The organism is Sporosarcina jiandibaonis (assembly GCF_013184495.1).
Classification (GTDB): domain Bacteria; phylum Bacillota; class Bacilli; order Bacillales_A; family Planococcaceae; genus Sporosarcina; species Sporosarcina jiandibaonis.
This window is the reverse complement of record NZ_JAAOIY010000001.1, coordinates 705,630-729,063: the sequence shown is the minus strand read 5'-3', so window position 1 is coordinate 729,063 and position 23,434 is coordinate 705,630. Positions and strand designations below refer to the sequence as shown.

The 23,434-nt window shown below is 39.5% G+C and carries 31 protein-coding genes; 12 read left to right on the top strand and 19 right to left on the bottom strand.

Annotated elements, in window-relative coordinates; genetic code table 11:
• Positions 1-79 precede the first annotated feature (79 nt).
• The 4 genes from G8782_RS03735 to G8782_RS03720 form a co-directional block, all read right to left on the bottom strand.
• Complete coding sequence (locus tag G8782_RS03735) at positions 80-232, bottom strand: hypothetical protein (protein WP_172369554.1); 153 nt, start codon at positions 230-232, stop codon at positions 80-82.
• A 54-nt stretch (positions 233-286) separates the two neighbouring features.
• Complete coding sequence (locus G8782_RS03730; RefSeq protein WP_172369553.1) at positions 287-568, bottom strand: hypothetical protein; 282 nt, start codon at positions 566-568, stop codon at positions 287-289.
• Positions 565-723 carry a hypothetical protein gene (locus tag G8782_RS03725; RefSeq protein WP_172369552.1) on the bottom strand — a complete coding sequence of 53 codons (159 nt, stop codon included), beginning with the start codon at positions 721-723 and terminating at the stop codon, positions 565-567. Before G8782_RS03725 ends, G8782_RS03730 begins: the two co-directional genes overlap by 4 nt.
• Positions 724-847: 124 nt before the next feature.
• Positions 848-1,027: a hypothetical protein gene (locus G8782_RS03720; RefSeq protein WP_172369551.1), complete on the bottom strand. Its 180-nt coding sequence runs from the start codon at positions 1,025-1,027 to the stop codon at positions 848-850.
• Positions 1,028-1,107: 80 nt separating this feature from the next.
• Between G8782_RS03720 and G8782_RS03715 the strand changes: the two genes are divergently transcribed.
• A complete protein-coding gene (locus G8782_RS03715) occupies positions 1,108-1,461 on the top strand; it encodes a YhjD family protein (protein ID WP_172369550.1) in 354 nt (117 codons plus the stop codon).
• A 36-nt stretch (positions 1,462-1,497) separates the two neighbouring features.
• Here G8782_RS03715 and G8782_RS03710 read toward each other — a convergent pair whose 3' ends face one another.
• The 5 genes from G8782_RS03710 to G8782_RS03690 all read right to left on the bottom strand — a co-directional run bounded on the left by G8782_RS03710 (position 1,498) and on the right by G8782_RS03690 (position 5,871).
• Positions 1,498-1,947, bottom strand: a complete 450-nt coding sequence (locus tag G8782_RS03710) for a hypothetical protein (RefSeq protein WP_172369549.1) — start codon at positions 1,945-1,947, stop codon at positions 1,498-1,500.
• On the bottom strand, positions 1,925-4,357 hold the full coding sequence (locus tag G8782_RS18385; RefSeq protein ID WP_216667752.1) for a type IV secretory system conjugative DNA transfer family protein: 2,433 nt from the start codon (positions 4,355-4,357) through the stop codon (positions 1,925-1,927). Before G8782_RS18385 ends, G8782_RS03710 begins: the two co-directional genes overlap by 23 nt.
• Positions 4,327-5,049: a M23 family metallopeptidase gene (locus G8782_RS03700; protein ID WP_172369548.1), complete on the bottom strand. Its 723-nt coding sequence runs from the start codon at positions 5,047-5,049 to the stop codon at positions 4,327-4,329. Before G8782_RS03700 ends, G8782_RS18385 begins: the two co-directional genes overlap by 31 nt.
• A complete protein-coding gene (locus tag G8782_RS03695; RefSeq protein ID WP_172369547.1) occupies positions 5,046-5,432 on the bottom strand; it encodes a hypothetical protein in 387 nt (128 codons plus the stop codon). Before G8782_RS03695 ends, G8782_RS03700 begins: the two co-directional genes overlap by 4 nt.
• Before the next feature lie 247 nt (positions 5,433-5,679).
• On the bottom strand, positions 5,680-5,871 hold the full coding sequence (locus G8782_RS03690) for a hypothetical protein (protein ID WP_172369546.1): 192 nt from the start codon (positions 5,869-5,871) through the stop codon (positions 5,680-5,682).
• Positions 5,872-6,075: 204 nt separating this feature from the next.
• On the opposite strand from G8782_RS03690, the gene G8782_RS03685 reads away from it, so the two are divergent.
• From G8782_RS03685 to G8782_RS03670, 5 genes are all read left to right on the top strand, one after another.
• Positions 6,076-6,924: a ParM/StbA family protein gene (locus G8782_RS03685; RefSeq protein WP_246231537.1), complete on the top strand. Its 849-nt coding sequence runs from the start codon at positions 6,076-6,078 to the stop codon at positions 6,922-6,924.
• The gene (locus G8782_RS03680) at positions 6,921-7,151 is read left to right on the top strand and encodes a hypothetical protein (protein ID WP_172369545.1); all 231 of its coding nucleotides are present in this window, start codon (positions 6,921-6,923) and stop codon (positions 7,149-7,151) included. The genes G8782_RS03685 and G8782_RS03680 overlap by 4 nt, the downstream gene beginning before the upstream one ends.
• Before the next feature lie 158 nt (positions 7,152-7,309).
• On the top strand, positions 7,310-7,444 hold the full coding sequence (locus G8782_RS18585) for a hypothetical protein (RefSeq protein ID WP_281357884.1): 135 nt from the start codon (positions 7,310-7,312) through the stop codon (positions 7,442-7,444).
• A 33-nt stretch (positions 7,445-7,477) separates the two neighbouring features.
• Positions 7,478-8,482 (top strand): ABC transporter substrate-binding protein, encoded by a 1,005-nt coding sequence (locus G8782_RS03675; RefSeq protein ID WP_172369544.1) that lies wholly within the window; start codon positions 7,478-7,480, stop codon positions 8,480-8,482.
• A 267-nt stretch (positions 8,483-8,749) separates the two neighbouring features.
• Entirely contained in the window at positions 8,750-10,870 is a 2,121-nt protein-coding gene (locus G8782_RS03670) for an ATP-dependent Clp protease ATP-binding subunit (RefSeq protein WP_172369543.1), read from the top strand.
• 45 nt (positions 10,871-10,915) lie between these two features.
• On the opposite strand, the gene G8782_RS03665 is transcribed toward G8782_RS03670, so the two are convergent.
• From G8782_RS03665 to G8782_RS18450, 8 genes are all read right to left on the bottom strand, one after another.
• On the bottom strand, positions 10,916-11,230 hold the full coding sequence (locus tag G8782_RS03665; RefSeq protein ID WP_172369542.1) for a hypothetical protein: 315 nt from the start codon (positions 11,228-11,230) through the stop codon (positions 10,916-10,918).
• Between the two features lie 195 nt (positions 11,231-11,425).
• Positions 11,426-11,695: a hypothetical protein gene (locus tag G8782_RS03660; protein ID WP_172369541.1), complete on the bottom strand. Its 270-nt coding sequence runs from the start codon at positions 11,693-11,695 to the stop codon at positions 11,426-11,428.
• Between the two features lie 183 nt (positions 11,696-11,878).
• Complete coding sequence (locus G8782_RS03655) at positions 11,879-13,405, bottom strand: tripartite tricarboxylate transporter permease (RefSeq protein ID WP_172369540.1); 1,527 nt, start codon at positions 13,403-13,405, stop codon at positions 11,879-11,881.
• Positions 13,406-13,423: 18 nt separating this feature from the next.
• On the bottom strand, positions 13,424-13,873 hold the full coding sequence (locus G8782_RS03650) for a tripartite tricarboxylate transporter TctB family protein (RefSeq protein ID WP_172369539.1): 450 nt from the start codon (positions 13,871-13,873) through the stop codon (positions 13,424-13,426).
• A gap of 56 nt (positions 13,874-13,929) precedes the next feature.
• On the bottom strand, positions 13,930-14,934 hold the full coding sequence (locus G8782_RS03645; protein ID WP_172369538.1) for a Bug family tripartite tricarboxylate transporter substrate binding protein: 1,005 nt from the start codon (positions 14,932-14,934) through the stop codon (positions 13,930-13,932).
• A 142-nt stretch (positions 14,935-15,076) separates the two neighbouring features.
• Positions 15,077-15,769 (bottom strand): response regulator, encoded by a 693-nt coding sequence (locus tag G8782_RS03640; RefSeq protein ID WP_172369537.1) that lies wholly within the window; start codon positions 15,767-15,769, stop codon positions 15,077-15,079.
• Positions 15,762-17,363, bottom strand: coding sequence for an ATP-binding protein (locus tag G8782_RS03635; RefSeq protein ID WP_172369536.1), 1,602 nt, complete (start codon positions 17,361-17,363; stop codon positions 15,762-15,764). The genes G8782_RS03640 and G8782_RS03635 overlap by 8 nt, the downstream gene beginning before the upstream one ends.
• Positions 17,364-17,515: 152 nt before the next feature.
• Positions 17,516-17,800 (bottom strand): phospholipase, encoded by a 285-nt coding sequence (locus G8782_RS18450; protein ID WP_246231536.1) that lies wholly within the window; start codon positions 17,798-17,800, stop codon positions 17,516-17,518.
• Between the two features lie 334 nt (positions 17,801-18,134).
• Between G8782_RS18450 and G8782_RS18660 the strand changes: the two genes are divergently transcribed.
• Positions 18,135-18,647, top strand: coding sequence for a YcxB family protein (locus G8782_RS18660; protein ID WP_172369535.1), 513 nt, complete (start codon positions 18,135-18,137; stop codon positions 18,645-18,647).
• Positions 18,648-18,709: 62 nt separating this feature from the next.
• Here the strand turns inward: G8782_RS18660 and G8782_RS03625 are convergent, their stop codons facing one another.
• Both G8782_RS03625 and G8782_RS03620 read right to left on the bottom strand, forming a co-directional pair.
• Positions 18,710-19,513 (bottom strand): VLRF1 family aeRF1-type release factor, encoded by an 804-nt coding sequence (locus G8782_RS03625; RefSeq protein ID WP_172369534.1) that lies wholly within the window; start codon positions 19,511-19,513, stop codon positions 18,710-18,712.
• A 123-nt stretch (positions 19,514-19,636) separates the two neighbouring features.
• Complete coding sequence (locus G8782_RS03620) at positions 19,637-19,792, bottom strand: YfhE family protein (RefSeq protein ID WP_425505468.1); 156 nt, start codon at positions 19,790-19,792, stop codon at positions 19,637-19,639.
• A gap of 120 nt (positions 19,793-19,912) precedes the next feature.
• Between G8782_RS03620 and G8782_RS03615 the strand changes: the two genes are divergently transcribed.
• The 5 genes from G8782_RS03615 to G8782_RS03600 all read left to right on the top strand — a co-directional run bounded on the left by G8782_RS03615 (position 19,913) and on the right by G8782_RS03600 (position 23,387).
• Entirely contained in the window at positions 19,913-20,143 is a 231-nt protein-coding gene (locus G8782_RS03615; RefSeq protein WP_172369533.1) for a group-specific protein, read from the top strand.
• Positions 20,144-20,310: 167 nt separating this feature from the next.
• Positions 20,311-20,508 carry a hypothetical protein gene (locus G8782_RS03610; RefSeq protein WP_172369532.1) on the top strand — a complete coding sequence of 66 codons (198 nt, stop codon included), beginning with the start codon at positions 20,311-20,313 and terminating at the stop codon, positions 20,506-20,508.
• A 213-nt stretch (positions 20,509-20,721) separates the two neighbouring features.
• Entirely contained in the window at positions 20,722-20,844 is a 123-nt protein-coding gene (locus tag G8782_RS18580) for a hypothetical protein (RefSeq protein ID WP_281357882.1), read from the top strand.
• Positions 20,845-21,139: 295 nt separating this feature from the next.
• A complete protein-coding gene (locus tag G8782_RS03605) occupies positions 21,140-22,315 on the top strand; it encodes a hypothetical protein (protein ID WP_172369531.1) in 1,176 nt (391 codons plus the stop codon).
• Between the two features lie 181 nt (positions 22,316-22,496).
• On the top strand, positions 22,497-23,387 hold the full coding sequence (locus G8782_RS03600) for an aminoglycoside phosphotransferase family protein (protein WP_172369530.1): 891 nt from the start codon (positions 22,497-22,499) through the stop codon (positions 23,385-23,387).
• Positions 23,388-23,434: the final 47 nt, after the last annotated feature.

Genomic DNA, 23,434 nt, shown 5'->3' with positions numbered 1-23,434 from the left:
AGAATTTAGTTGTGTTCCTAATCCAAACACTATTGTAAAAAAAGGCGACTACTCTTAATTGAGCGGTCGCCTTTTTTTGTTAATTTTCAATATAACTCACAACTTTCTCCGGTGTTTCAAAGTATTCAACGGCCAAGCACCAAATTGCGCATTTTGCCACGTGATACTCGCTTTGTGATGGTTTATCTATTTCGAATTGATAAACACCTCTATCTTCGTCATCAAATTTCATAGAGTCATCCAGTTTCATTTGGGCGATTTAAACCTTTTTCGCGTTCGGTTAAAATCATGTTACTGCCTCCTTTCCGTGTTCATGGGCAGCGTAAATGATACCCATAATATTGCTGATAGAACTTTTCTCGGATCCAGACAACCACTGAACCGTACTCAATTCTTTCTTTGTCATTTCGCGACCAATACTAACTTGAATGCCTTCTACAAGAGGTCTGTATTGATTCACCTGCCACTCTTCCATTACTACACCTTCTGGATCGTAATTACTGATCAAGTCTAATTCAATCCACTCGCTACGCCCACGTTTATTTATACCTTTATACTTTAAGTTCATCGTGATTCCTCCTTTTTATTATCGTTTTTTTCAATGAATTCCTTCAAAGATTTTTCTACAACTTCTCTTTTTTGTATTCCAAGTTCAATTGCTGTAATTCCGACCTGTTTCCACAACTCTTTATCTAAATCCATATTGACTCTTTGCTTGCTCATTCATCATCACTCCTTATTTCTTGTTTCTAATATACCATAGATAGCATAGAAGTATGCAGATAATCAGAAAATAGTTACAATTGATTCAAAAGGACTATATTAGAACAAAACAAAAAGCGACCACTCAATGAGTAATCGCCTTTTTAATCCTGTCAGCTGCATTATGTAATTGTTCTGCGGCTTTATTTTCTTCGTGTTCATCGGCATAATTCGAAATCCATCTAGTAATTAATTCATCACACTTAACTTCGTTATCTATTGCGGCTTTTAGGAAACGCGCTTTCAACTTTTTTGGTACCCACACCCTAATTTGTTCGATTTTAATTCCCCCTTTATTAAAAATATTGTACCATAATAGTAAGAAAAGAAAGTATGGTGATCAATATGATTCCACAAGATGCATTAAAACATTTCGAAAATGCTATTTATTTACCGATGCTGATTAAGATACTTGAAAAAGATTTATTCGCTATAGAAGAAACTCAACTCAAATTTACACGGCCGTACGCAAAGATGATTGACCAGGCAATTAATAATGCGAAATCCGAACTGAAGAAAACAAACATTTATTTAATGCGGAATAACATGAAATTAATAAAGTATAGCAGTGATAAAGATTTCACTGAATTTATATTTTCAGGAATCAGATTCGAGGAACGTAAGAGGTTTTCGAGTGGAGAGCTACGGGACCGTACTGAAGAAATAATGAGTGAGCATCTTGCTAAATTTGAAATATAAAAAAGGCGACCACTCAAATGAGCAATCGCCTTGGTTTCACTCTATCCCCATAGCTTTTCGCGCATCCATCCGCGCTTCTTGAAAGTCGTTTTTTAATTCGTCCTTCGGTGTTGCATTGTTCTTGTTATAAGAATTGAAACTCAAATCCATAAGCAATAGTTTCGTGTATAAATCTTCTTCGATGAGATACAGGTTTTCGTTTTCTTGAAACAAATCCCAAGCGTACCTAAAGTTTTCACTGACTTTCGTCTCTTCGTCTTCTGTCAATTCGCGTTCGTCAAGGTATGCAGCTGTGATTGTATAGTAGATTGATGTGAATTTATCGTAAAGTTCAGGATCAGCACCAATTGGATTGTGAGATTCTTCAACTCCATCAACCGCAGTAACCACTTTCTCTCGTTTATTGGTTAATAACAATAAGGAAGTTAATACAAGTATGACAATGATTAATACAATGACTAGTTTATTGTTTTTTATCAATGACATTTGATTCGCCCACTTTCAAGTTTTCTTCTGTTACGTTTTCTATTTGTTGAGGTTTCGTGCGGCTGGTAATTCTACTACTAACTTCGCCTGGTAACTTCGTAATGAATCGAGCATACCCATCTTTTGTCTTGATGTAGTTCAAGCTATGGTAGCGTTTCATATCTTTTAAATCTTCGGCGGTAAATGGATATAGTTCATCTTTTAGTTCGTCAAAGTTTTTCTTGTCGGACCCGGCGATAAGCATGTAAGACGTATTCGCGCTGCGTAATTCTTCGCGTAAATACTTGAGTTGATTAATATAGTGACAACTGACGATAGGTTTCATGCCAAACTTTGCTAGTTGGGATAGCTTTGATTTCAAGAACTGTTCAGTGTGTTCGACTTGGTAGATTTCGTCGATAACCACGTTTACTTTCTTCAAGTCTTTCTCTTCGTATAGATCAGCGCGAACTTGCAAACCTAGCCATATTTTAGACATCCAATAGGTTGTAAAAATATCCTTTTCGGCGTCCGTCGTAAACATTGCCTGGGGCATTTCAATCACGATTAGTTGGTTTTTCTGCATTTCGTCTACTAGATTTATATTGTTTTTTGTACCTTTTTTAAGCATCAACTCAACGTACGTATTTCTTTTAAGTGCATTTAGTCGGTCAATGATTCCTGCTTGCACTTTAGTTCCCGTGACTTTTCCGGCTTTATCCTTATCATCAATTTCTTTTATGCTGTCGATGTAGTCACGTAAGTTATCAAGTTGATTTTTAGGTACTTTATTTATGAAATTATGCCTTGTTTCATGATTAAGCAGGACACCAAACACGTCTTTCATGCTGCCACCGCTGATGTAAACGACCAAGCAAGCCGATTCTAGGTATCTTTCCATCTTCGGAGTCAACTTGCTGCTGTCGCCAGACCCAACGTTGATAGAATCGATTAACATGAGCGTGTTGGTCGTTTGCCGTTTAGCGTTATCGTACTGTTTAAATGCATTACTACTATATCCAACTTCATTATATCCTATGCCTTGTAAATTTTCGAAATCGTCACATCGGATGCGCAACACTTGATCGTCCGGGAAACATTCAGCTACGGATTTGCTTAACTCGCAATTTTTGATAAAGTCGAAGATGACAACACATTCTCCATTATCGATTGCATCGATGCTAAGGTGTGAAATTAGGTTACTTTTGCCCGCCCTTGATGGTCCAATGAGCAGCAACATTAATTTTTTAAACTGTTCGTCATCGCTTAGATAAGCTCTTTGAGATTGACCGCGATAGGTAACGTCACCAATGCACATCACGCCTTTTTGCAATTCCTTGGGAATTTGTATTTCCTGCGTTTCAACTCTGTCCATGAATGGATATCTTTCGAGCAATTCACGCCCGGCGATGGATATAAAGCTTTGTACTTCTTGATCGCCTACACGATTCGTTTCAGCGCCATTTATTCGGGTTGCCGTGTAATTCACAGTACCTTTGCTGTATCGTTTTTTAATTAGTCGGTTATCGCCAGTCAACACATCAAAGCTTTGTGCTATTGAACTGGCATGGTTTCGTGCTTTCACTGCATCCGGACTTTCGCTGAAGATTAAAATCTGCGTATCGAGCACATGGCCGCGTATTTTCTTTTCGGTGCTTTCGCTAATTTGTTTGCCACCATTTAGCTTTTCGATAATCGTATCCAATACATTTTCTTCGTTTTTCTTTTCATTCTTTCCGGCAAGTGCTTCCGTTATGTCGTTAAATATCGAATCAACTAAAGATATGCCCATCTTGATTAAATAAAGCAATCCGAATTTATTCCGCTCCGTTGGCATCCCGTTTTTAACCTTGTCAATCGTCGCCTTGTACGAATGCGCAAAGCTACCTTGGGCCACCGGGATAAAGTTATACAGGATTCCGGCCCGATCTTGTTCCTCCATTAAGTCAATTACGTTCAAAGATGCATTAAGGAGTGAATTGTCGCTCCGATTTGTTCGTAAACTCAATGCATCTTCTTTTTCATAGACCATTTGATATTTAAAAGCGTTTTCGCTGAATGTCGGTATTTCGACAACCTCCTCCATTGTGATTCCATTCCAAACACTGCCCAGGCGCTCTTTAATTACATCCAAAAATGAGTAGGGGACAATGAAGTAAAACTCCACCTTTTCTTTCTCCATATAAACGTAATATGATATTTTTCCTTGGAGCGTATAACTAAATCTGGTGCCGATCACGTACTCTTTCCTAAACAGCCGAATTGCTTTCATCTCCTCCCATTTCAAACAGTTCCACAAACCGCGATACAACGTGGCAATGGTACGGGCGATTAAGTGCGTGTCAGTGTTGCGTATGGAATTGTTCGGTTTTAGTCGAAGGTAAACGTATTCGGGCTTTATCACGGTAATTCGAGCGGCGCGTTTTGCCATGATTGCACACCACCTAATAACATTTTTATTAAGATATTCGACATTTGTAATAGCCAAAAATATTGAGACGCTTTTTTCATTTCAGCGACAACGCGAACTAATATGAGTATCCCGCCACCGATCAAAGCAAATGAATATGTTAAATCGAGCACAACCTCAGCCAGTGCTTTTAAAAATGCGACAATTGCATCGGCCATTTGTTGTTGCAGCTCCTCCATTTTGTTCTCGAATGCGAGTTCAACTTTTCCGGTAATGTCGTACCAGGGCAAATCCGCTGGATTGATGTTTCCGCTCAATTCATCAAGTAGCGGTTTATATTCCTTCGGGTCGATAGCCACCCCATTTTCCCAAACTTCAAAATGCAAGTGGGGACCAGTTGAATTACCAGTGTTCCCGGATTCTCCAATCAAAGTTCCTTGTTGTAAATATTGCTCTTCTTTGACCGTAACCTTGCTCATGTGTCCGTAGATATATGAGCGACCATCACCGTCAACGATTCGAACACCTTTTCCAATCGATCCGCTACCGTCATAGATCTCTATAACCACACCGTTGGTGATACTTCGCAACTTAGTCCCAACATCCATCGCTAAATCGATTCCTGTATGCTGACCTTCGCGCACTGGCTCCATCGCTCCAAATTCGCTAGTAATTCGATAGACTTTGTTGTCTACTAATCTATAAATCGTCATGACGGCATCCCCGAAAATATGCTTTCAACCTTTCCAAGCGCCCAAGGCAATCCCATTAATGCGGCAAAGCATATTAGGTATTGGAGAAATGATTTTTTGGCGCCTTCAAAGTCATCTTTCAGGGCTTTGTGAACAACATCCCATCCACCTTTCCCGACGAGGATCCATTTCGCAATTCCGATAAATTCTCCGTAATATAACTTTCTTGCTTCTTCGTCGATGACTGTGTCAGCAAAAGCAACTCCATCAAGTCCAAATGTAAACAACGCGGCAGCTAAACCAATCTTTAATGTTGGTTCCAGATAACTTTTCTTTATAGTTGAATCAGGTAAAGGAATCGGCTTATTTATCGGGTTATTCGCGTAAATTTTCGTCACATACATACTTTCCACTCCTTTTTATGCACATATTCCAATGTCCCCGCATAAGTTGAGGAAGAGACACTCAACTCCTTAGCCCATCTTGCGCCCATCGACCGGGTGCTTTTTTTATGCACATTTTTCCTCCTTAAATACCCTTAATTGTTGAATTTATGACGTTTCGTTTTTTGATTTACTATCTTTGCTGTATCGTATGTCAGTACAACGTAATACGTTCGCAGGACAAAAAAATACGCCCATAACAGGCGCACTAACCTTTCTTATTAAATTCTTCTAGCTCTTCTTCGGTAAAGTGTTCAGATGCCAATTTACGGATTGCTTTCGTGATTATGTCCGTGCGATTTAAGTTCAAGTTATAGTTAATCGATAAGCGTTTAACTAGTTTATCTATCAATAGATCGTCTTCATAAGACAGTCGAAAACTTTTAATTTTTTTAGTCATAACCATCCCACCTTAATCTTTTATATGACGCGTTAATTAATATTGTTCGTCGTCCAATAGGCGTTATCCTCTATTTGTAACAAAAAGTCATACGATGTAATATGCTGTATTACGATACTGGATGGGATATGTATGACGAGGTAATACAAAAAAGGAACAAAATCCAATCTGGTATTACAACAGTACTACGAAGGGGGAAAACGCTTGCTGATTCTTGGGATTGATGCTGGCAACCACATGGCTAAAACTGCGGGACCTTATGGAATAGACTCATACCGCACCGCAATTTGCGATTGGTTCAAGCAGGACTTTGTAGAAAAGTTTGGCGACGATGACATGGAGTTCGAAATTGATGGGCGTAAAGGTTATGCCGGATCCATTGCAGAGCATGAGGATGTTTTTGGTGGTGGCGGAATGTATGGCGACACTAAAGCGCATGAAGATACAAAGATTCGCGTATTGCTTGCGCTCTATCGTTATATTAATAAGTATTGTCCTGGCATCGACACCGTTAAAATTGTAACGGGCCAACCGATAACATCGCACAATCAAACGGAAAAGCAAAAGTTAATTGACATGCTTCAGCGCGGTCATGAATTTACTGTAAACAATAGACGGCAATACGTATATATAGAAGATGTTAGAGTTGTAGCAGAAGGAGCCGGCGCATTTTGGAGCAATCCACAAACAGGGAAAGTTCGGATAATTGACATTGGCAGCGGCACTGTCAATGTTGCTACAGTATTCAATAAAAAGATTATTAATAATAGTAGCGAAACACTAAATTTCGGAATGGAGACGGTCAACAGGGGATTAGATTCGATTGCCCGCGGGATCATACAAGAGACCACAAGATTAAGATGGGAACGTACTGATACTGTTTATGTTTGCGGCGGTGTTGCTAATGACATACTACCTTATATTAAACTACAATATTCGCAAGCTGAATCGATTCAACCATTATTAAAAAGGCATAACAGTGTTGAAATGACAAGTACCTTATTTGCAAATGCGGTCGGTTTTTATGAAATTGGAAGGTTGACGTACCGATGAGTAAAGATCGTAATATCGGCCAAGTTAGTTTCAGTAAAAAAAATAAATTTGAAGCTATGTTATGGGAGCACGCAAAAAAAGATGAACATGGGGATTTCAGTAATTACGTCAAAAGACTCATTCATGGTGACATGGAATCAAAAATAATTCCCGTGACGGTCACGTCGGATATTGTGATTAAAAAAGAGAGTGATGACGATGCAGATGCAGCCAGTGGTTTTTTCTAATAAAAAAGAAGGCGAGCAAATCTGTCCGCGGCAGAACAGATTTACCACACCTGAAATAAAATGATTGTGATGTTTTACTAAATATCACACAAATATCACATTTAATACAAAAAGTATCGGAACAAGAAGAAAGTACATCCATTAACCGAGGTATTATTATGCCGATTTATATCACATTTGAACATTGCCGAAACTTAGCGAAAACCGTAGGGCAAATTGGCACCATTATGGACAATGTCGTCTTTTTACGGCTTGAGAAAAGCGTACAAGAAAAATGGGGAATTAATCAGTGAGAAATACTTTTCATATCAAAGGGAGAGAATCAAATGAAACGCAAAAAACTCTTATTAGTACTTATTTCATTAATTTCACTTAGTATAATAACAGCCTGTGGACAGGGAGAAAAAGGCGCGAAAGAGAGCAAAGAAGTGAACATCGGCTATTTTCCAAACTTAACGCATATCGCCACCATCGTAGCTTTGGAAAATGAGTATTTCGCCGAAGCGTTCGGAGAGGATATTAAGATTAATACGAAAACAGTTAGCAACGGCGGCTTATTTATGGAAGCTATGGCGACGAAGTCAATCGACGTTGGAACAGTTGGACCGGGTCCGCTGCTAAATATTTATGTGAAAGATCCCAGGTACCATATTATATCGGGGGCAGTAAACGGAGGCGCTGTGCTCGTTGCAAGTGAACATAGCCATATAAAGAATTTAGCCGATTTGGATGGAAAGAAAGTGGCGATACCCGTAATCGGAAGCACGCAAGATGTGATGTTGCGTAAAGCGCTAAATGACGTTGGTTTAAAACCAACATCAAATGGAGGAACGGTTGAACTATTTGCTGCTGCACCAGCTGATACAGCAACGCTTTTCATTCAAAAATCAGTTGATGCCGCAGCAACACAAGAACCATGGGGCTATATTTTGGAAACACAAGCGAAAGGTGAGTTACTACTAGACTGGGAAACTTTTGCTTGGGGGAAAGAATCAACGAATACGGTTGTTGCAGCAAGTAAAAATTTTTTAGAAAATGAAACGTTTATGAAAGCATATTTGACAGCTCATATAAAAGCGGTTAAATTCATCGAACAAAATCCTGAAGAAAGCCAAGAACTTGTCATTAAACATATTCAAGATTTAACAGGAAAAGAAATCGATAAAGAGGAATTAAAAGCGGCATTTAGCCGATTAGAAGTAACAACAGCCGTGAACGAACAAGTCATACAAGAAATGGCGGATATTAGCAAAGAAACAGAATATGTCACGAGTAATGACATTGAAGGAATGATCCAACTAGAACAATTACATTCGCTTGAGAAAGAGTAAATGTATTTACGATTATTTAGGGTATCTGTTGCATAGTATCCTCAAGACATTAGAGCAAACCCATTGGCGGTTTGCTCTATTTTGGTTTGAACGTAAATGTGCAAAAACTAATACGATTGTAGTACAGGCTCGATTTTTATAAAAAAAAGTAAAAATATAAGCAGGACTCTTGAAAGTCAAAGAAGGTCAGTGTATAATAAATACATAGTCAAAGATAGTCAAAGTCAGATGCGGTAGATATACAAAATTACTAAGGAGGAAACATATATGAAATGTCAACTTTGTGGTCAAAATGGTGCAACGATGAATCTGAGACTTCGGATGAATCAGCAAAATATGCAAATGAACATGTGTCATACATGTTTCGGGCAAATACAAGGACAATTGAATGCCGGCAAGATGCCGTTCGGTCGCGAAGGAAATCAGTTCTTCCAAGCAAACGGCGGAGGACAGGCACGAACACAAACACATCAAACTGAGGCAAACCAAGGTAATGGTTTGTTAGATCAATTAGGTAAAAACATTTCAAACGACGCGAGAGAAGGGCTAATTGATCCGGTTATCGGACGCGATCAAGAAGTGAAGCGCGTTATTGAAACTTTAAATAGAAGAAATAAAAACAATCCTGTTTTAATCGGAGAACCTGGTGTCGGTAAAACAGCAATTGCCGAAGGGCTTGCAGTGAAAATTCATGAAGGCGATGTACCAGTAAAGCTGCTAAATAAAGAAGTATACTTGTTAGATGTTGCTTCACTTATTAGCAATACAGGTATTCGCGGCCAGTTTGAAGAAAGAATGAAAGAATTAATCGAAGAACTTCAAACACGGACAGATGTCATCCTATTCATCGATGAAATTCACTTGCTTGTCGGTGCGGGACAAACTGAAGGATCGCAAATGGATGCAGGTAATATTTTGAAACCGGCATTAGCACGGGGTGGCTTGCAGCTCATCGGAGCGACGACATTGAAAGAATATCGTCAAATCGAAAAAGATGCAGCACTTGAACGTCGATTCCAACCAATTATCGTCAATGAACCTTCTGCGGAAGATACGATTAAAATCTTGAACGGGATCAAAGATCGTTACGAAGACTTCCATGAAGTGCGTTATTCAGATGAAGCGGTACGAGCTTTTGTTACCTTATCCGAGCGCTATATTCAAGACCGATTTTTACCGGACAAAGCGATTGATTTGATGGATGAGGTAGGGGCACGTTTAAATCTTGAACATGTTGCAGCTGATTCTGATTCAATCGAAACACGTTTAAACGAAGTGATTCAAGAAAAAGAAGAAGCGGCAGACGTTGAAGATTATGAAAAAGCGGCAAACCTGCGCCATGAAGAGATTAAATTAAAAAAACAATTGGAAGAAGCAAAACAAAATGGGGAAGCTGGCAATGTAGAAGTTTCTGTTGCGGATATTGAATTGATTGTTGAAGAAAAAACAGGTATTCCTGTGACAAAACTACAAGCGGCGGAACAAGAAAAAATGCAAAGCCTCGCGGATAACCTTAGAAATCAAGTCATTGGTCAAGAAGAAGCGGTCGATAAAATCGCTAAGGCGATTCGTCGTAGCCGTGCTGGGCTTAAATCCAAGACTCGTCCAATCGGATCTTTCTTATTTGTTGGTCCTACTGGAGTTGGTAAGACTGAAATTACAAAAGTCTTGGCTGAAGAGCTATTCGGTTCACGCGACACGTTAATTCGTCTCGATATGAGTGAATATATGGAGAAACATGCGGTGTCTAAAATTATCGGTTCACCTCCAGGATATGTAGGTCATGAAGAAGCCGGTCAATTGACAGAACAAGTTCGCCGCAAACCGTATTCAATTTTACTTCTGGATGAAATTGAAAAAGCGCATCCGGATGTTCAAAATATGTTCCTGCAAATAATGGAAGATGGCCGTTTAACAGATTCACATGGTCGCACGGTCAGCTTTAAAGATACGGTCATCATCATGACAAGTAACGCCGGAACAGGCGAAAGAAAAGTAAGCGTCGGATTCAATCAAACAGAACATGAATCGGTTACTACGCTCGAAACATTAGGCAATTATTTCAAACCTGAGTTTCTCAACCGTTTCGATGCGATCGTATCGTTCAATGAATTGTCAGAAGAAAACTTACTAGAAATCGTCGACTTGATGCTTGTAGATTTACAAGAAACAATCGAAGAAAATGAAATCGAGATTACAATATCGGAAGAAGCAAAACAAGCATTGGTGAAACTAGGTTATGACAAGCGCTTCGGAGCTCGGCCACTACGTCGAGTAATCCAAGATAAAATCGAAGATCCATTAACAGATCTGATTTTAGAAGAAGAAAACATTGAAAGAGTACATGTCGATGTCAATGAAGAAGAGATAGTTGTTACAAAAGTATAATGAAACACAAAAAACCACTGAAAAGTAAAGTTTTCAGTGGTTTTTTCAATGCGTTTTTTTAATAGTGGCAACTGCACGATCGCTTGCATAGTTCAAATGGGAAACCTGGACAGTAACAATAATGTTGTCGATTGATTTCTGTAAAAATGGTTTGATTTTTCCTGTATAGTCCTCCAAAGACTTGCATTCATAGCTTCTAGGAAGGAGAGCTACATACTTGCAAACAGTTTTTCCCGGTGCATCATCTTCTGAAGGTATTTCTCTTATAACTTCAAGTGCAATCGTTCTTCTTTTATATTTCTTACTATTAAACTTTTTATTGGTCGATAAAAACGTAACAACACCGCTTGCATAAATCATTTATTTCACCCTATATTTTTACTTGGTAAGTACCATGTTAATTATGGATTCTACATGTTTCTATTACTTCTATCTTAACATGAATAGCGTATTAATATATACCACCCTGTTAACACCTTGTTCTAAGAGTAAGTTATATAAACGCGAAAAACACCCCGACTTTGTTATAGGTGGGGTGTTTCTTAGGAACTGTTTTCATTCCTGAACGTCATTTTTACGATTTAGATCTTCAATAATTTCAACTTGAGGGTTATTGTCGGTATCGTTTAAATTATTTCCATTACTGTTATTATTGGTTCCGTTATCGTTAATATTGCTATTGTTACCACCATTATTCCATTGATCTGCATTTTCGTGTACATCTTGCATTGGCGTTTCGTTGTTATTCGGAACGTCGCCATTATTATTACACCCAACAAGCAAAATACCGGACAAACCAATTAACGGCAGAGCTTTTCTCCACATGATAAAATTCCTCCTTTCCACAAACCTTGTACATCACGATTTCAGACGATGCTGTAGGTTGTTCAGAAACGAGGAAAATATTCATGGAATTTTATTGCGTGTTGTCGGCATCCTATTTTTCGCCCGAACACAAATCGGATTACCTTTTACCCAAGGCAATCCGATTTTATTTTGAACATTTTTTTAACCTTCCTCTTCCACAATAACCGCGCGTCCTTTAAGTTTTAATAACAATGGAATCAAGAGCCATGCTGCAGCTGCAATAATAAAGGCAAGTGAGAGCGGCTTTGTGAAAAAGATTCCGAAATCGCCGTTTGATATCGTTAATGCCCTGCGCATATTGTTTTCTATCATCGGCCCTAAAACAAGTGCCAATACTAATGGGGCGACCGGATAATCATTTTTCGATAATAGGTAGCCGACGACACCGCATCCAAGGAGCAAATATAAATCGAATGTCGTATATTGCACAGCGTATACTCCGAAAAAGGAGATAGCAACTATAATCGGCAATAAGTATTTCTTAGGCGTTTGAATAACTTTCGCGAACACCCTTACGAGTGGCATGTTCAAGACTAAAAGCATCAAGTTTCCGATAAACATACTTGCGATGAGTCCCCAAGCAACTTCGGGATGTTCGTCGAAAAGCAGGGGACCGGGCTGAATATTGTACATGATAAGCGCGCCCATCAAAATGGCAGTTGTACCGGATCCAGGGATTCCTAACGTAAGTAAAGGAATCATTGCGCCGCCTGATGCCGCGTTGTTGGCAGATTCGGGACCAGCTACTCCGGCGATATTTCCTTTTCCGAAGCTTTCAGGGTTTTTGCTGAATTTCTTCTCTGTCATGTAGGAGAAGAAAGAAGCAAGCGTTGCGCCGGCACCCGGAAGCACTCCGATGAAAAATCCGAGCAGGGAACCGCGTACAATCGGCACCGTGCTATCTTTCATATCTTGCTTCGTCGGAAGAATGCGATTGATTTTTGCGACCGCGCCGTCTTCACCATCGCGTTCCAAAACCGTTTTGAAAACTTCGCCGAGCGCAAACAATCCGACTGCAATTGTTAAAAACTCCAAACCGGAAAATAGAATCGGCTGATTGTATGTAAAGCGCGCTATTCCAGAAACGGCATCTATGCCGATTGTTCCGAGTATAAGTCCGAAAACTGTCATCATTAACGCTTTTGTCATCGACTTTCCAGCAAGTCCGCTTACTGCAGCCAATCCTAATAGCATCAAGGAAAAATATTCGGCCGGACCAAATTTGATGGCGACATTGGATAGCGGTTCTGCAAGTAGGACAAGACCGATTAGTGAAATGATTCCGGCGCAAAATGATCCTATTGCAGCAATCGCCAAGGCGGCTCCTGCGCGTCCTTGTCTTGCCATTTGATAACCGTCAAGCGTCGTGACAACCGAAGATGATTCACCCGGTGTATTTAACAAAATTGACGTCGTCGAACCGCCGTACATCGCACCGTAATAAACTCCGGCGAGTAGAATAATCGAACTGGCTGCTGCCGCACTCGTAGGCATTCCTGAAGTGATCGTTGCGGTAACTGGAATGAGAAGGGCGACCCCGCTCATCGGACCGATACCCGGCAAAACACCTACAGCTGTTCCAATCACGACACCAACTAACGCAAATAATAGATTTTGCCATTGAAAAGCGATGGAGAATCCATCAGCTAAAAATTGTAATGTGCTCATAGCGTAACTCCTTTCGCCTTAAAGTCCAGGGAATCCGGGCAATGAGCCGCCGAGAAATTCCGCAAAGAAATAATAGACACCAAATGAAAAAACTGCTGCGATAATTACAGAAGGCAGCAATCGGCCACGTTCCATCGTTTGAAATGCAATCAGTAAGAAAATGAATGTCGATATGATGTAGCCAATCTTCTCGAGAAAAAATGCATATAAAATAGCACTGACGAGGATAATGATGAATTTTTTATACTGAAGCTTCTCCGCAGATGCAGTTTCAGATTTATATCTAAACGTTTCGTAAAGCAATCGCAAGCTTAAGAGAAGCAAAATAACGCCCAGCCACATCGGGAAAATTTTCGGACCTACCGACGATCCGTACGCGCTATCCGGAATTCTTTGACTTTCAATGACAACTAAAAGACCGATCAGTAAAAAGGCGATGCTGGCATATCGATCGAACGTTTTACTCATAGTCTTTACACCTCCCTAAAAGAAAAGGCGGCCGCTAAAGCCGCCTGTACTACTGTTTATTTTTCCATGCCAAGTGCGGTTAACAATTCAACGATCACTTTGTCTTGGTCTTCCAAATAGGAAGTGAAATCTTTGGAATTGCGGTATTCGCTTTCCCAACCGTTTTTCTCCAATTCCGCTTTCCATTCATCTGTTTTGGTCATCTCTTCAAGTTTCTCGCTCCAATAATCAAAAGCAGCATCGGACATTTCTTTTGGACCGAACAAGCCGCGCCAAATCGTGAACTCCGCATCAATTCCTTCTTCTTGGAATATAGGAACTTCCGATAAATCACCGCCAAGACGTTCTGATGAACTGACTGCAAGTACTCGAACATCGCCAGATTTCACGTACTGGCCGATAGCAGATGCATCTGTTGCGATAACATCTGCATTTCCTCCGAGAAGGGCCGCAACAGCTTCTCCTCCGCCGTCATATGAAACATATTTTACGGTTTTCGGGTCAAGCCCGTATTTGAAAGCAGGGAGGACGCCGACCAGATGATCCATCGATCCTGGGGCAGAACCGCCCGCTAGCGTTACTGATTTCGCATCATTTTTGATTGCTTCCAGAACATCTTTCAACGTTTTGAATTCTGAATCCGCTTTCACGACAATCGCGCCATAATCACGCGTCAACTGTGCTAAAGGCGTAGTATCTTTGTAGCCGTAAGGACTGTTTCCTTCCGCCTTATTATTGTTAATAAGGATTGGCGGTGATTTAACAAGAAGGACGTAATCATTTTTTACTTCTTTCGTTGCATATTCCGCCATATAAACCGCGCCGCCACCGCCAGGTTTATTCTCGACAGTAATTGACTTGTCGATCAATTTCGTGTCGTTCATTGTTTTGGCAATCGCGCGTGCTGTTAAATCCCATCCGCCGCCAGCTCCTGAAGGCGCAATGATTGTCATGTTATTCTTCGGGTAGTCCGATGAAGCGCTTTCACCTTCCTCTGAACATGCCGAAAGACTAAGTGCTAGCACACTTGCTAAAGCTACTGTCGTAAGTTTCTTCCACATCTTTTACAAATCCCCCTTATAATAAAAAAATTGATGACAGCGTTTTTAACGCCTGTCATCAATCTATCAGAAGATTAACAGAATTCAAAGTTTGCGATGATAAGTTCAATAAAGAAATTAAACGTCATATTGTTCATATTGTTCACTGCTTCTTGATTAAATATCTTCTCTCGGGGCGTCCGACGGATCCGTAGAGAAGTTCTGTAAATGCACGTTTTTCGGAAACTAGATATTCGAGGTAACGCCGAGCGGTTGAGCGGCTTACGCCTATTTCCAGTCCCAGCGCTTCTGCTGTAATTCCACCTTCAATATCTTTAATATGATTGATTACCTTCTCTTTGGTAATCGGATCGATTCCTTTTGGCGAACTATCTTTTGGTTTCGATGTTTCTGAACTGGTTTGATTCCACAGAAGTTTGATTGAATCCTCTTGCATCACGCCTTCACCTAGAAGCGTTTCCCGTTTGTCTTTGTAGGAGAGTAAGCTATCCTTAAATCGATCAAACGTGAGCGGTTTTAAAATATAATCGACCACACCGCGGCGGAATGCTTGTTTTACAATGTCAATCTCCGCAGCGGCTGTGATGAAAATAATATCTGTCTCCGGGCTGTTGTCGTGGATGAACGTCATCAATTCCGTGCCGAGCACATCGGGGAGGTAGACGTCCAATAAGACGAGATCCGGCATCAAGGCCGACACCCAATCTTTTGCTTCCTCGCCTGTATGGGCGGATCCGATAACTGTGAATCCGTCAATTTTCTCGATGAAACGCCGGTGGATATCAGCAATCCTTTTATCGTCTTCAATAATTAGAATTTCAATTGGATTAATCACTCATAAAACCTCCTTTTGGAATGGAAATGATGAACAATGCGCCGCCTAAATCACCTTTTTCTAATGTGATCGATCCGCCGAGATTTTTCACGCTCTCCGCTACTTTCATCAGGCCGTATCCTCGGTTTTCATGGCTTTTAGTCGAAACTTTTTCTTCGAATAGGACGTCTTCAACTTCAGGAGCTAATCCATGTCCGGAATCTTCTATCTCAATTAATATTTCTTCACCATTATCCAAAATGAAAATACGAATCATGCGCTTTTCTTCGGGAAGCAGCTCGACAGCTTCTAAAGCGTTTGTGACTAGATTTCCGATGATTGAGACAAAGTGGTTTTTATCTAAATGCTTTGGGATCTTTTCCAAAGAACTATCCTCATCGAGCAGGAATCGGACTTTCAATTCTTTTGCGCGGTTGAAGAACCCGATAACAATTCCGCCGAGAAAAGGGTCTTGGAGCCGCTTTGTCACGAATTGGATAAGCGACTGATGCTCCTCCGTTTCCACATGGATCAAGCTCAGTGCCTCGTCCAATGAATTCAGTTGGATAAGACCGGAAATTGTATATAAAAAATTATTGTATTCGTGTGTTTGTGCTCGAAGCGCCTCCGTATATCTTTTCACTTGTGATAATTCCATCGCGAGGCGATCAATGTCCGATTGCAACCGGAAAGTTGAAACTGCCCCGACGATTTGCTCCCCGACGTTAATCGGAATACGATTGACAATCACTTTTTTACCGCGAATCTCCATCGGCCAATCGAGATGACGTTCTCCGCCTTCCAATACTTTTGGAAGCAGGGTGTTTGGGAGAACTTCCTGAATATGTTTCCCTATTAATCCGGTATGGTTGGGAAGGGAAAGGGTGTCATAAGCGGCGGCATTTATCGTCGTAATTTTACCCTTAGCGTCTACCATAATAATTCCTTCACGAACGGACTCAATCAGTGCGTTTCGTTCGGTGAATAAATTTCCGATTTCCGCAGGCTCAAGATTAAATAATTCTTTTTTTATATTGTGAGCTAATAAATTTGAGCCGATTACTCCGATGGCGATTGCTATAAGCACAATGACAGCAATATTATCGACATATTGAAAAAACATCGTGGAAATGTCTTCTTTTAAATAACCCACCGAAACGACTCCGATAATCGTTCCGTCTTCGTTCATTACCGGAGTTTTTCCGCGCAAAGCAGCCCCGAGTGTTCCCGTTGCTTCGGAAATATACGATTCACCCAAAACAAGTGCGCGTTCATTGTCATCCCCAACCATCTTTTGGCCAATTCGTTCAAGAACGGGGTGGGCATACCGAATACCTTCGCTGTCGCCAATGACGACATATTCAGCCCCGGTTTTTAGGCGTATCGCTTCTGCGATAGGCTGCAAAGCTTCCGATGGATTAGGTTGTTCAAACCCTGCACGGACATCCGGGCGATCAGCCGTCATTTTCGCGATACTTAATGCGCGGTCTCCAATCTGCTGTTCAATGCCATTTGACATCGTAAAATAAAAGGAAACCCCGATAATAATTGCGACTATGGAAACGAATAGGGCGCCATATAAGAAAATGCGAGACTTTAGGGATTTAGGTTTCATTCTGCTCAACTCACTATCAATAGGTATTAATTACAAAATAAATACGCTTTCTTACATAATACACTATTGTTAATTGAGGGAATGGTTAGATTCATATTAAAACAAAAAAAGAGTCAATTTCATGTTTTTTCGGCATGAACTCTCTAAAAAAACTACCATCTATTTCTATTGAAGAAAGTTTGTAAGTTCATATAATGATATAGCAAACGGGCATGCCTTCCTTGTTGAGTATTTGAATTTATTTTTGGTCGTAGCTGATTGAGAAATTCTTGATCGCATTCACATGGATGTCCGCCACGCCGGTAACAATCATCATGTGCTTTACAAGCTGCGTCTACATCATTAATTGGTGCACCTGGCCCGTTACAACCTGGCCCGCACCAGTTATAGCCCGGAAAAACACAAAAACGAAATCTATTGTTTCTTCTCTGTGACATTATAAAACCTCCATTTTCTTTAGAGTATTCAAATGAGATATAAAACGTATAAGCTGAAACCTATGTATTTGACAGGAAATTTGTGGTGCTACGGAGAGAAGATTGAATTTTAGGGGGGAGTTAGGAAGGTGGTTAGCTTTTTAAAAACAAAATGTGCGATGTGTAAACGTAAAACGAAAGATTTTCAAAGATATCGGATGCCGGCCGGGAAAAATGTGAAATTTTGTTGAGCCTGTTCCGAATACACCGAACTAAAGTAATTAAAGGGAAAATATGATAAGATTATTTGGCGGACAAATTAAATCGAAAATATCGACAAAAGGAGGTTTTCTTAGTGAACATTAATTACAACTTGACGGAAGAAGATTATATGCATTTCAGTTTATATCACGCTAAAAATTCGCCGGCCACCCGTAAATCACTTAGAACGCAATTATTGATATTTCCTTTCTTTTTCCTAATTGCGGCCTTTTTGTATACTTGGATAGCCGATCAAAATATACTGTGGCCGTTGGTCTGTTTTTCGGTTTTTAGTATTCTTTGGCTTGTTTTATACCCGAAATATTTTTATAGCTTTGTTAAACGCTATTCAAAAAAGATGCTTGATGAAGCAGGGGATGTTGGTTTATTAGGGGATCATCAAATGAATTTCTCTGAAAAAGGAATTGTGGACTCCACTTCTAGTGGTAAAACCTATATGGAGTGGTCGACCATTAAAAACCTCGAAGAAAACGAAAATTACTTTTATGTCTATAGTAGTCCGACAACAGCTTATATTCTTCCGAAAAGGGCAGTAACCAGTGTTGAAAAAACCAGAGATTATATACAATCGAGGATACATATGTGAATTTCTTTTATACGAAAAAACTAACTTCTCCTATTAACTAGGATAGTTAGTTTTTTGATGACTTACTTTTCAAAGATCTGGTGAATCACATCATTAGCTTTGCTGTTGTTCAGGTTTTTGTATATGCAACTTGCTGGTTTTTCTCGTAATGTTTCGGCAAACGTATTGGCCAAGTCTGTTTCACCGGATATATGGATTTCGCGCCAGCCGCGTTCTTTTTTTAGCTTTTCAACAACTTTTTCCATACCTTTATAGAATCCTTTTATTTGAGTTCTCGGTCGAGCTTCCAATGCGGGTCCAGCGGTGGTTTTCTTTCCATTTCCCCGATCGTGATTAGTAGATTCTGTTTTCCGAATTTTCCAGGTCTCCACGCCCGAGTCAAATTCATACACAAGTTCATCTTTCACTGCACCCATGGCGGTATCTAAAATGCGTACTTCCCCGTAGCTTGGTAAGATAACCCCCGACTCGGGATATGCTTTGTACATGTACTCCATCTCTTCAGTCATGGGATGGTTCTCCCAGTGGAAACTGGTCTTTACCGGGACTTGCACATAGTGGACCGACCATAATGCAGGCTCTATCGCTGCAAAAATCACAACACTTTTGCTTAAGTTATTCTTTTTACCTTCCACTTCTTCCGTAACTTTCTTCTTGAGTTCATTAAATGCTTTCAGTTCTTTTTCGTCTTCGGAAGCGGTTATATACTCGCCAATTCGTTTTAGTCCAGTCTTCAAATGAATTCTCCACCCGCCGTTTAATTGCTGCGGATCACCTGGATAAGTATTTAAATACACACTCAATACACAGCGGTCGTCCTCACAGTGAAATTCTTTCAAGGCTTCAAGCTCTTTACTTAATGACATTTTTTAGTTACCCCTCCTTAAGTTAAGATACGCTTTTAGTCTGCCCATTTTAGGAAAACAATTTTAAAACTGCGATTTTCCGAAACGGAAAATCGCATCAACTTGTAAAAAATAGAAATCAGATTAACTTTGTGGGTTTTGATTTTGTGCTTTTTTTTCATTTTTCACAGCATTATCTGCCTTTTTAAATTCTCTTTGGTACGTTACTTCTTGTGTGGAACTTAATCCATTATTTTTTTCCGTCATTCTTTCATGCGGCGCTTTTTTCTCGCTCTTCAATTAACTCACCTCTAAATTAGCTTTTCCATATCCGATGATTTTACTCATCCATTTCATTTGTAATGGTATGATGAAGTAAGAAAAGGATTCGAAAATATTTTTTGAAAAGGGGATTATTTAATGAGTTCATGTAATTTGGATCATGATTTGGAGGATGTAACAAAAAAGTTATCCGAACAAAAACCATATCTTCCGGAGGATTTATTCGTTGGGAGTAATCAGTTGTTAGAGAAAAGACCCGATCAGAATACACTCAATGAGTTATTTCATTTACTGAAAAAGTATGATTTAGCTTCAGAGGAAGAACGAGCGGAAAGAAATACGGGTATAAGAAAATTAACAAGTAAGTAATAGTAAAAGCATAAATCAAACTATATAAAAGCGGCTTCTCTTACAACTGGTTTCGTAAGAGAAGCCACTTTTTTTATGCCATGACGGTAGACAAAATTTGTATGAATTATATCTAGAGGCGAAGCCATATTAACTAGGAACGAAAACCGAAAAGAGGAGAGTGTACATTGGGAAATGAATTTAAAGGCGCTAGTAAAAATTCCGCTTCTTTGCCGCAAACGCCAAAAAACCAGAAGATTAAGCCCAGTAAAATGAAAGAAGAAATTTCAATGGAACTTGCCGAACTCGGGAACTTGAATCCCAAGCAAGAACCAATGACACCAAATCAACGACAAAAAAGAGAGTCAGAAAAAACGTATAAGTAACTGATGCTTTTTCTGTGAATGAATTGCCGAGGAAAGCTGATAAACTTTCCTACGGCGTTTTTATATTCATTTAGAAGGTTGGAAAAGAATGGGTCAATAGACTAGTTATTTTCGCACTATAGAACGAATGTTCGATTTGTGGTAGAATGTTTTTAAAGCAACTGTATTAGCAGAGTGGCGGTTGGTCACTTCCTTCCTATGGAGGTGATACCGATGTCAATTTATGAAACGATGAATTTACTTTTTAATCTTGCATCCATATTTATAGCTTTTTTTGCAGTAGTAATTACATTGGTGATTTTCTTTGCAAAAAGAAATGACCGTCCCCCCCGGTAAGGTGTGACGGTCATTTTATGACTACAACCGGACCAACCGCTTTTCTTGCGGTATCACAGTTGCTAGCCGAGTGTTGCATGCACTCGGTCTCTTAAGACTATGCAATTCTCCTTTAATTATACCCAGTGATTTTTAAATAATCAAATAACCCTACAACTGAAATTCCTCCCTCATTGCTATCTTGACTCAATTTTATGTTTTGTAATTGATTTAAAATTCTACTGTCATTGCTCATTTCAAGTGGTTATAATTAAAAAAAGTGGATTTTTTTGGTGTGAGAAGAGGAGAGTAAATCATGATAGATATTCTTGTAGAACGAATTTTATTATTTCTGCCCGATGTGAATGTAAATCAATTAAAAATTGAGCAAATGGAAACCGATGAAAATAGTTTTGAAGTTAGCGATAGACTAAAAGGAACTACATTTTTATATATCGTCATTAATGAAGACAACAACTTAGAATCTTTTTCGGTCGATACAGATTATTTTAATCAAGTGAATATCGTAGAAAAAGAGAATGTTATAGAACTCTCTCGTAACATCGTCAATGAATTTATTATAGATGACTGTGACTTGCTGCATTTATCCGCAGCAATAGATTTTGAAGGGTATTGGTTGATTGATTTTATTCGAAAAGATTCGTTTATGGGGTTAGAGTTACCGAATTCAGGTGTATCGATTCAAGTCGATAAAAATGGACTGGTTTCTGGAGCAACTTTTATTAATGAATCCTTTGAAATTGAGGAACCTGTCATGACAATAACAACTGAAGATGCGAAACAGCGTTATCTGGACGAACTCATCATAGCCCCGATGATTTGCCGTTTTGACACTGATTTTATTGGTGGGGATGACGAGTACCATTTGGTTTACGCTGTAGAGGATTTTGTCATGGATATTGGTACTAACGGCAAAGTTCATACGATTGAAATGTTCGATGTGCAAAAGGCGGAGTATATAGAGCTATCGTTGGTTGAAAAATCTCTTGATAAAGATTGTATAACTGCATGCAACCAAGTAATCCTATTTTTACAGAGTCAATACGAAAACACTTTAAATAATTTCCGTTTACTAAAAGAGGACTATCAAGACTTAGAGGATGAAAATCCTCCTTTTCGATTTACGTTTCAACGATTTGAGCGCGGTATTCGGGTGGGGAATGCTACCATCAGAATAGAAGTGGATCCACAAACACTTATAATTACCGATGTTAATACAGATTCCGAAGTATTAGTGGACCTATCTCAAATTACGAACCAATGTACAATTCCACTTGAGGAGGCTATCGAGATTTATGGTAACGCACTAGAAATGGAACTATGCTGGTCAAAAGAGGTTGAGGAAGATCAAGTACTTTATAAGTTGAACTATTTATCTTCATTCCCGGAAACGGTTGGACATATGCGGGCAATCGATGCGACAACTGGAAAACCATGGATTATCGATACATCATATATGGAAGAGTTTTGATTTTTTATATTTGCAATTTTGTTATTGATTAACATTACCTATCAAGGGTTAACTGAAGTTGAGTTATTCTCTAATTTAACAATATTGATGGCGGGATTGGTCGTTGTTTTTGGCACGAATTTATATTGAATAGGATGGATAGGTCTAGAAAAAAACGATGATTTGATTGGGGGAGCAATTGATGGATATTCGTTCTATACCTTTTTTGAAAAATAATTCATCATTTGAATTTATAGATGAAGGTTTTTCGGTTGATGAGAAATGGTGTGTGGATCAAACATATTTAGTGCGAATTTCCCCGAATGGTAATCGAGAGCGTTTAGACTTGCAGGCAAATTTAATAAACGCTGCCAATGAAAATGATTTACATATTCCTCTTGTGCATGAAGTAGGGATTCATAATGATAAACCCTATATGATTTTGGATTACATTCAGGGTGAAAATGGGCGAGTGATTCTGCCGAAACTAAGTAAGGAAGTTCAGTACCGAATTGGTCAACAAGTTGGACAAACGCTTTACAAGATGCATCAGATTCCAGCTCCGGTGAGTTATTCATCTTGGGACCATCGATGGATTTCTAAAGTTGAAAGATTGTTGCCGCGGTTTGAAGACATTGCTACCGGAAATAGACAGTATCAAATGGTCGCTCGTTTTGTTATGAATCATCTGCATTTAATAGAGGGGCGTCCAAATTGTGTTCAGCATTATGATTTTCATCCGGGGAATATATTGATTCATGAAGAACAATTTACCGGTTTGATTGATATGCAAAAAATAACATACGCGGACCCTATTAATGAGTTTTATAAAATGGAGTACTTTAATGTGCCAATTAGCAGATCGTATTCGTGTGGTGTATTGGACGGATATCATGAGAACAATGGCATTCCAGATTCTTTTTGGGAATTGCATAGATTATATGCGGCGATTCATATCATGTCTGCAGAGGTCTGGGCAAATGAAATCGCATTGGATCAGCAAGAAAGGTTCAAAATTTATACGGATTTTACCATAAATCAATTTGATGATTTTAACCTCCTCATTCCGAAGTGGTATATGAAAGAAGATTGAAGTTCAAATCCATGCGCCCGAAACCGAGCACGGGCGCAAGAAGCAAT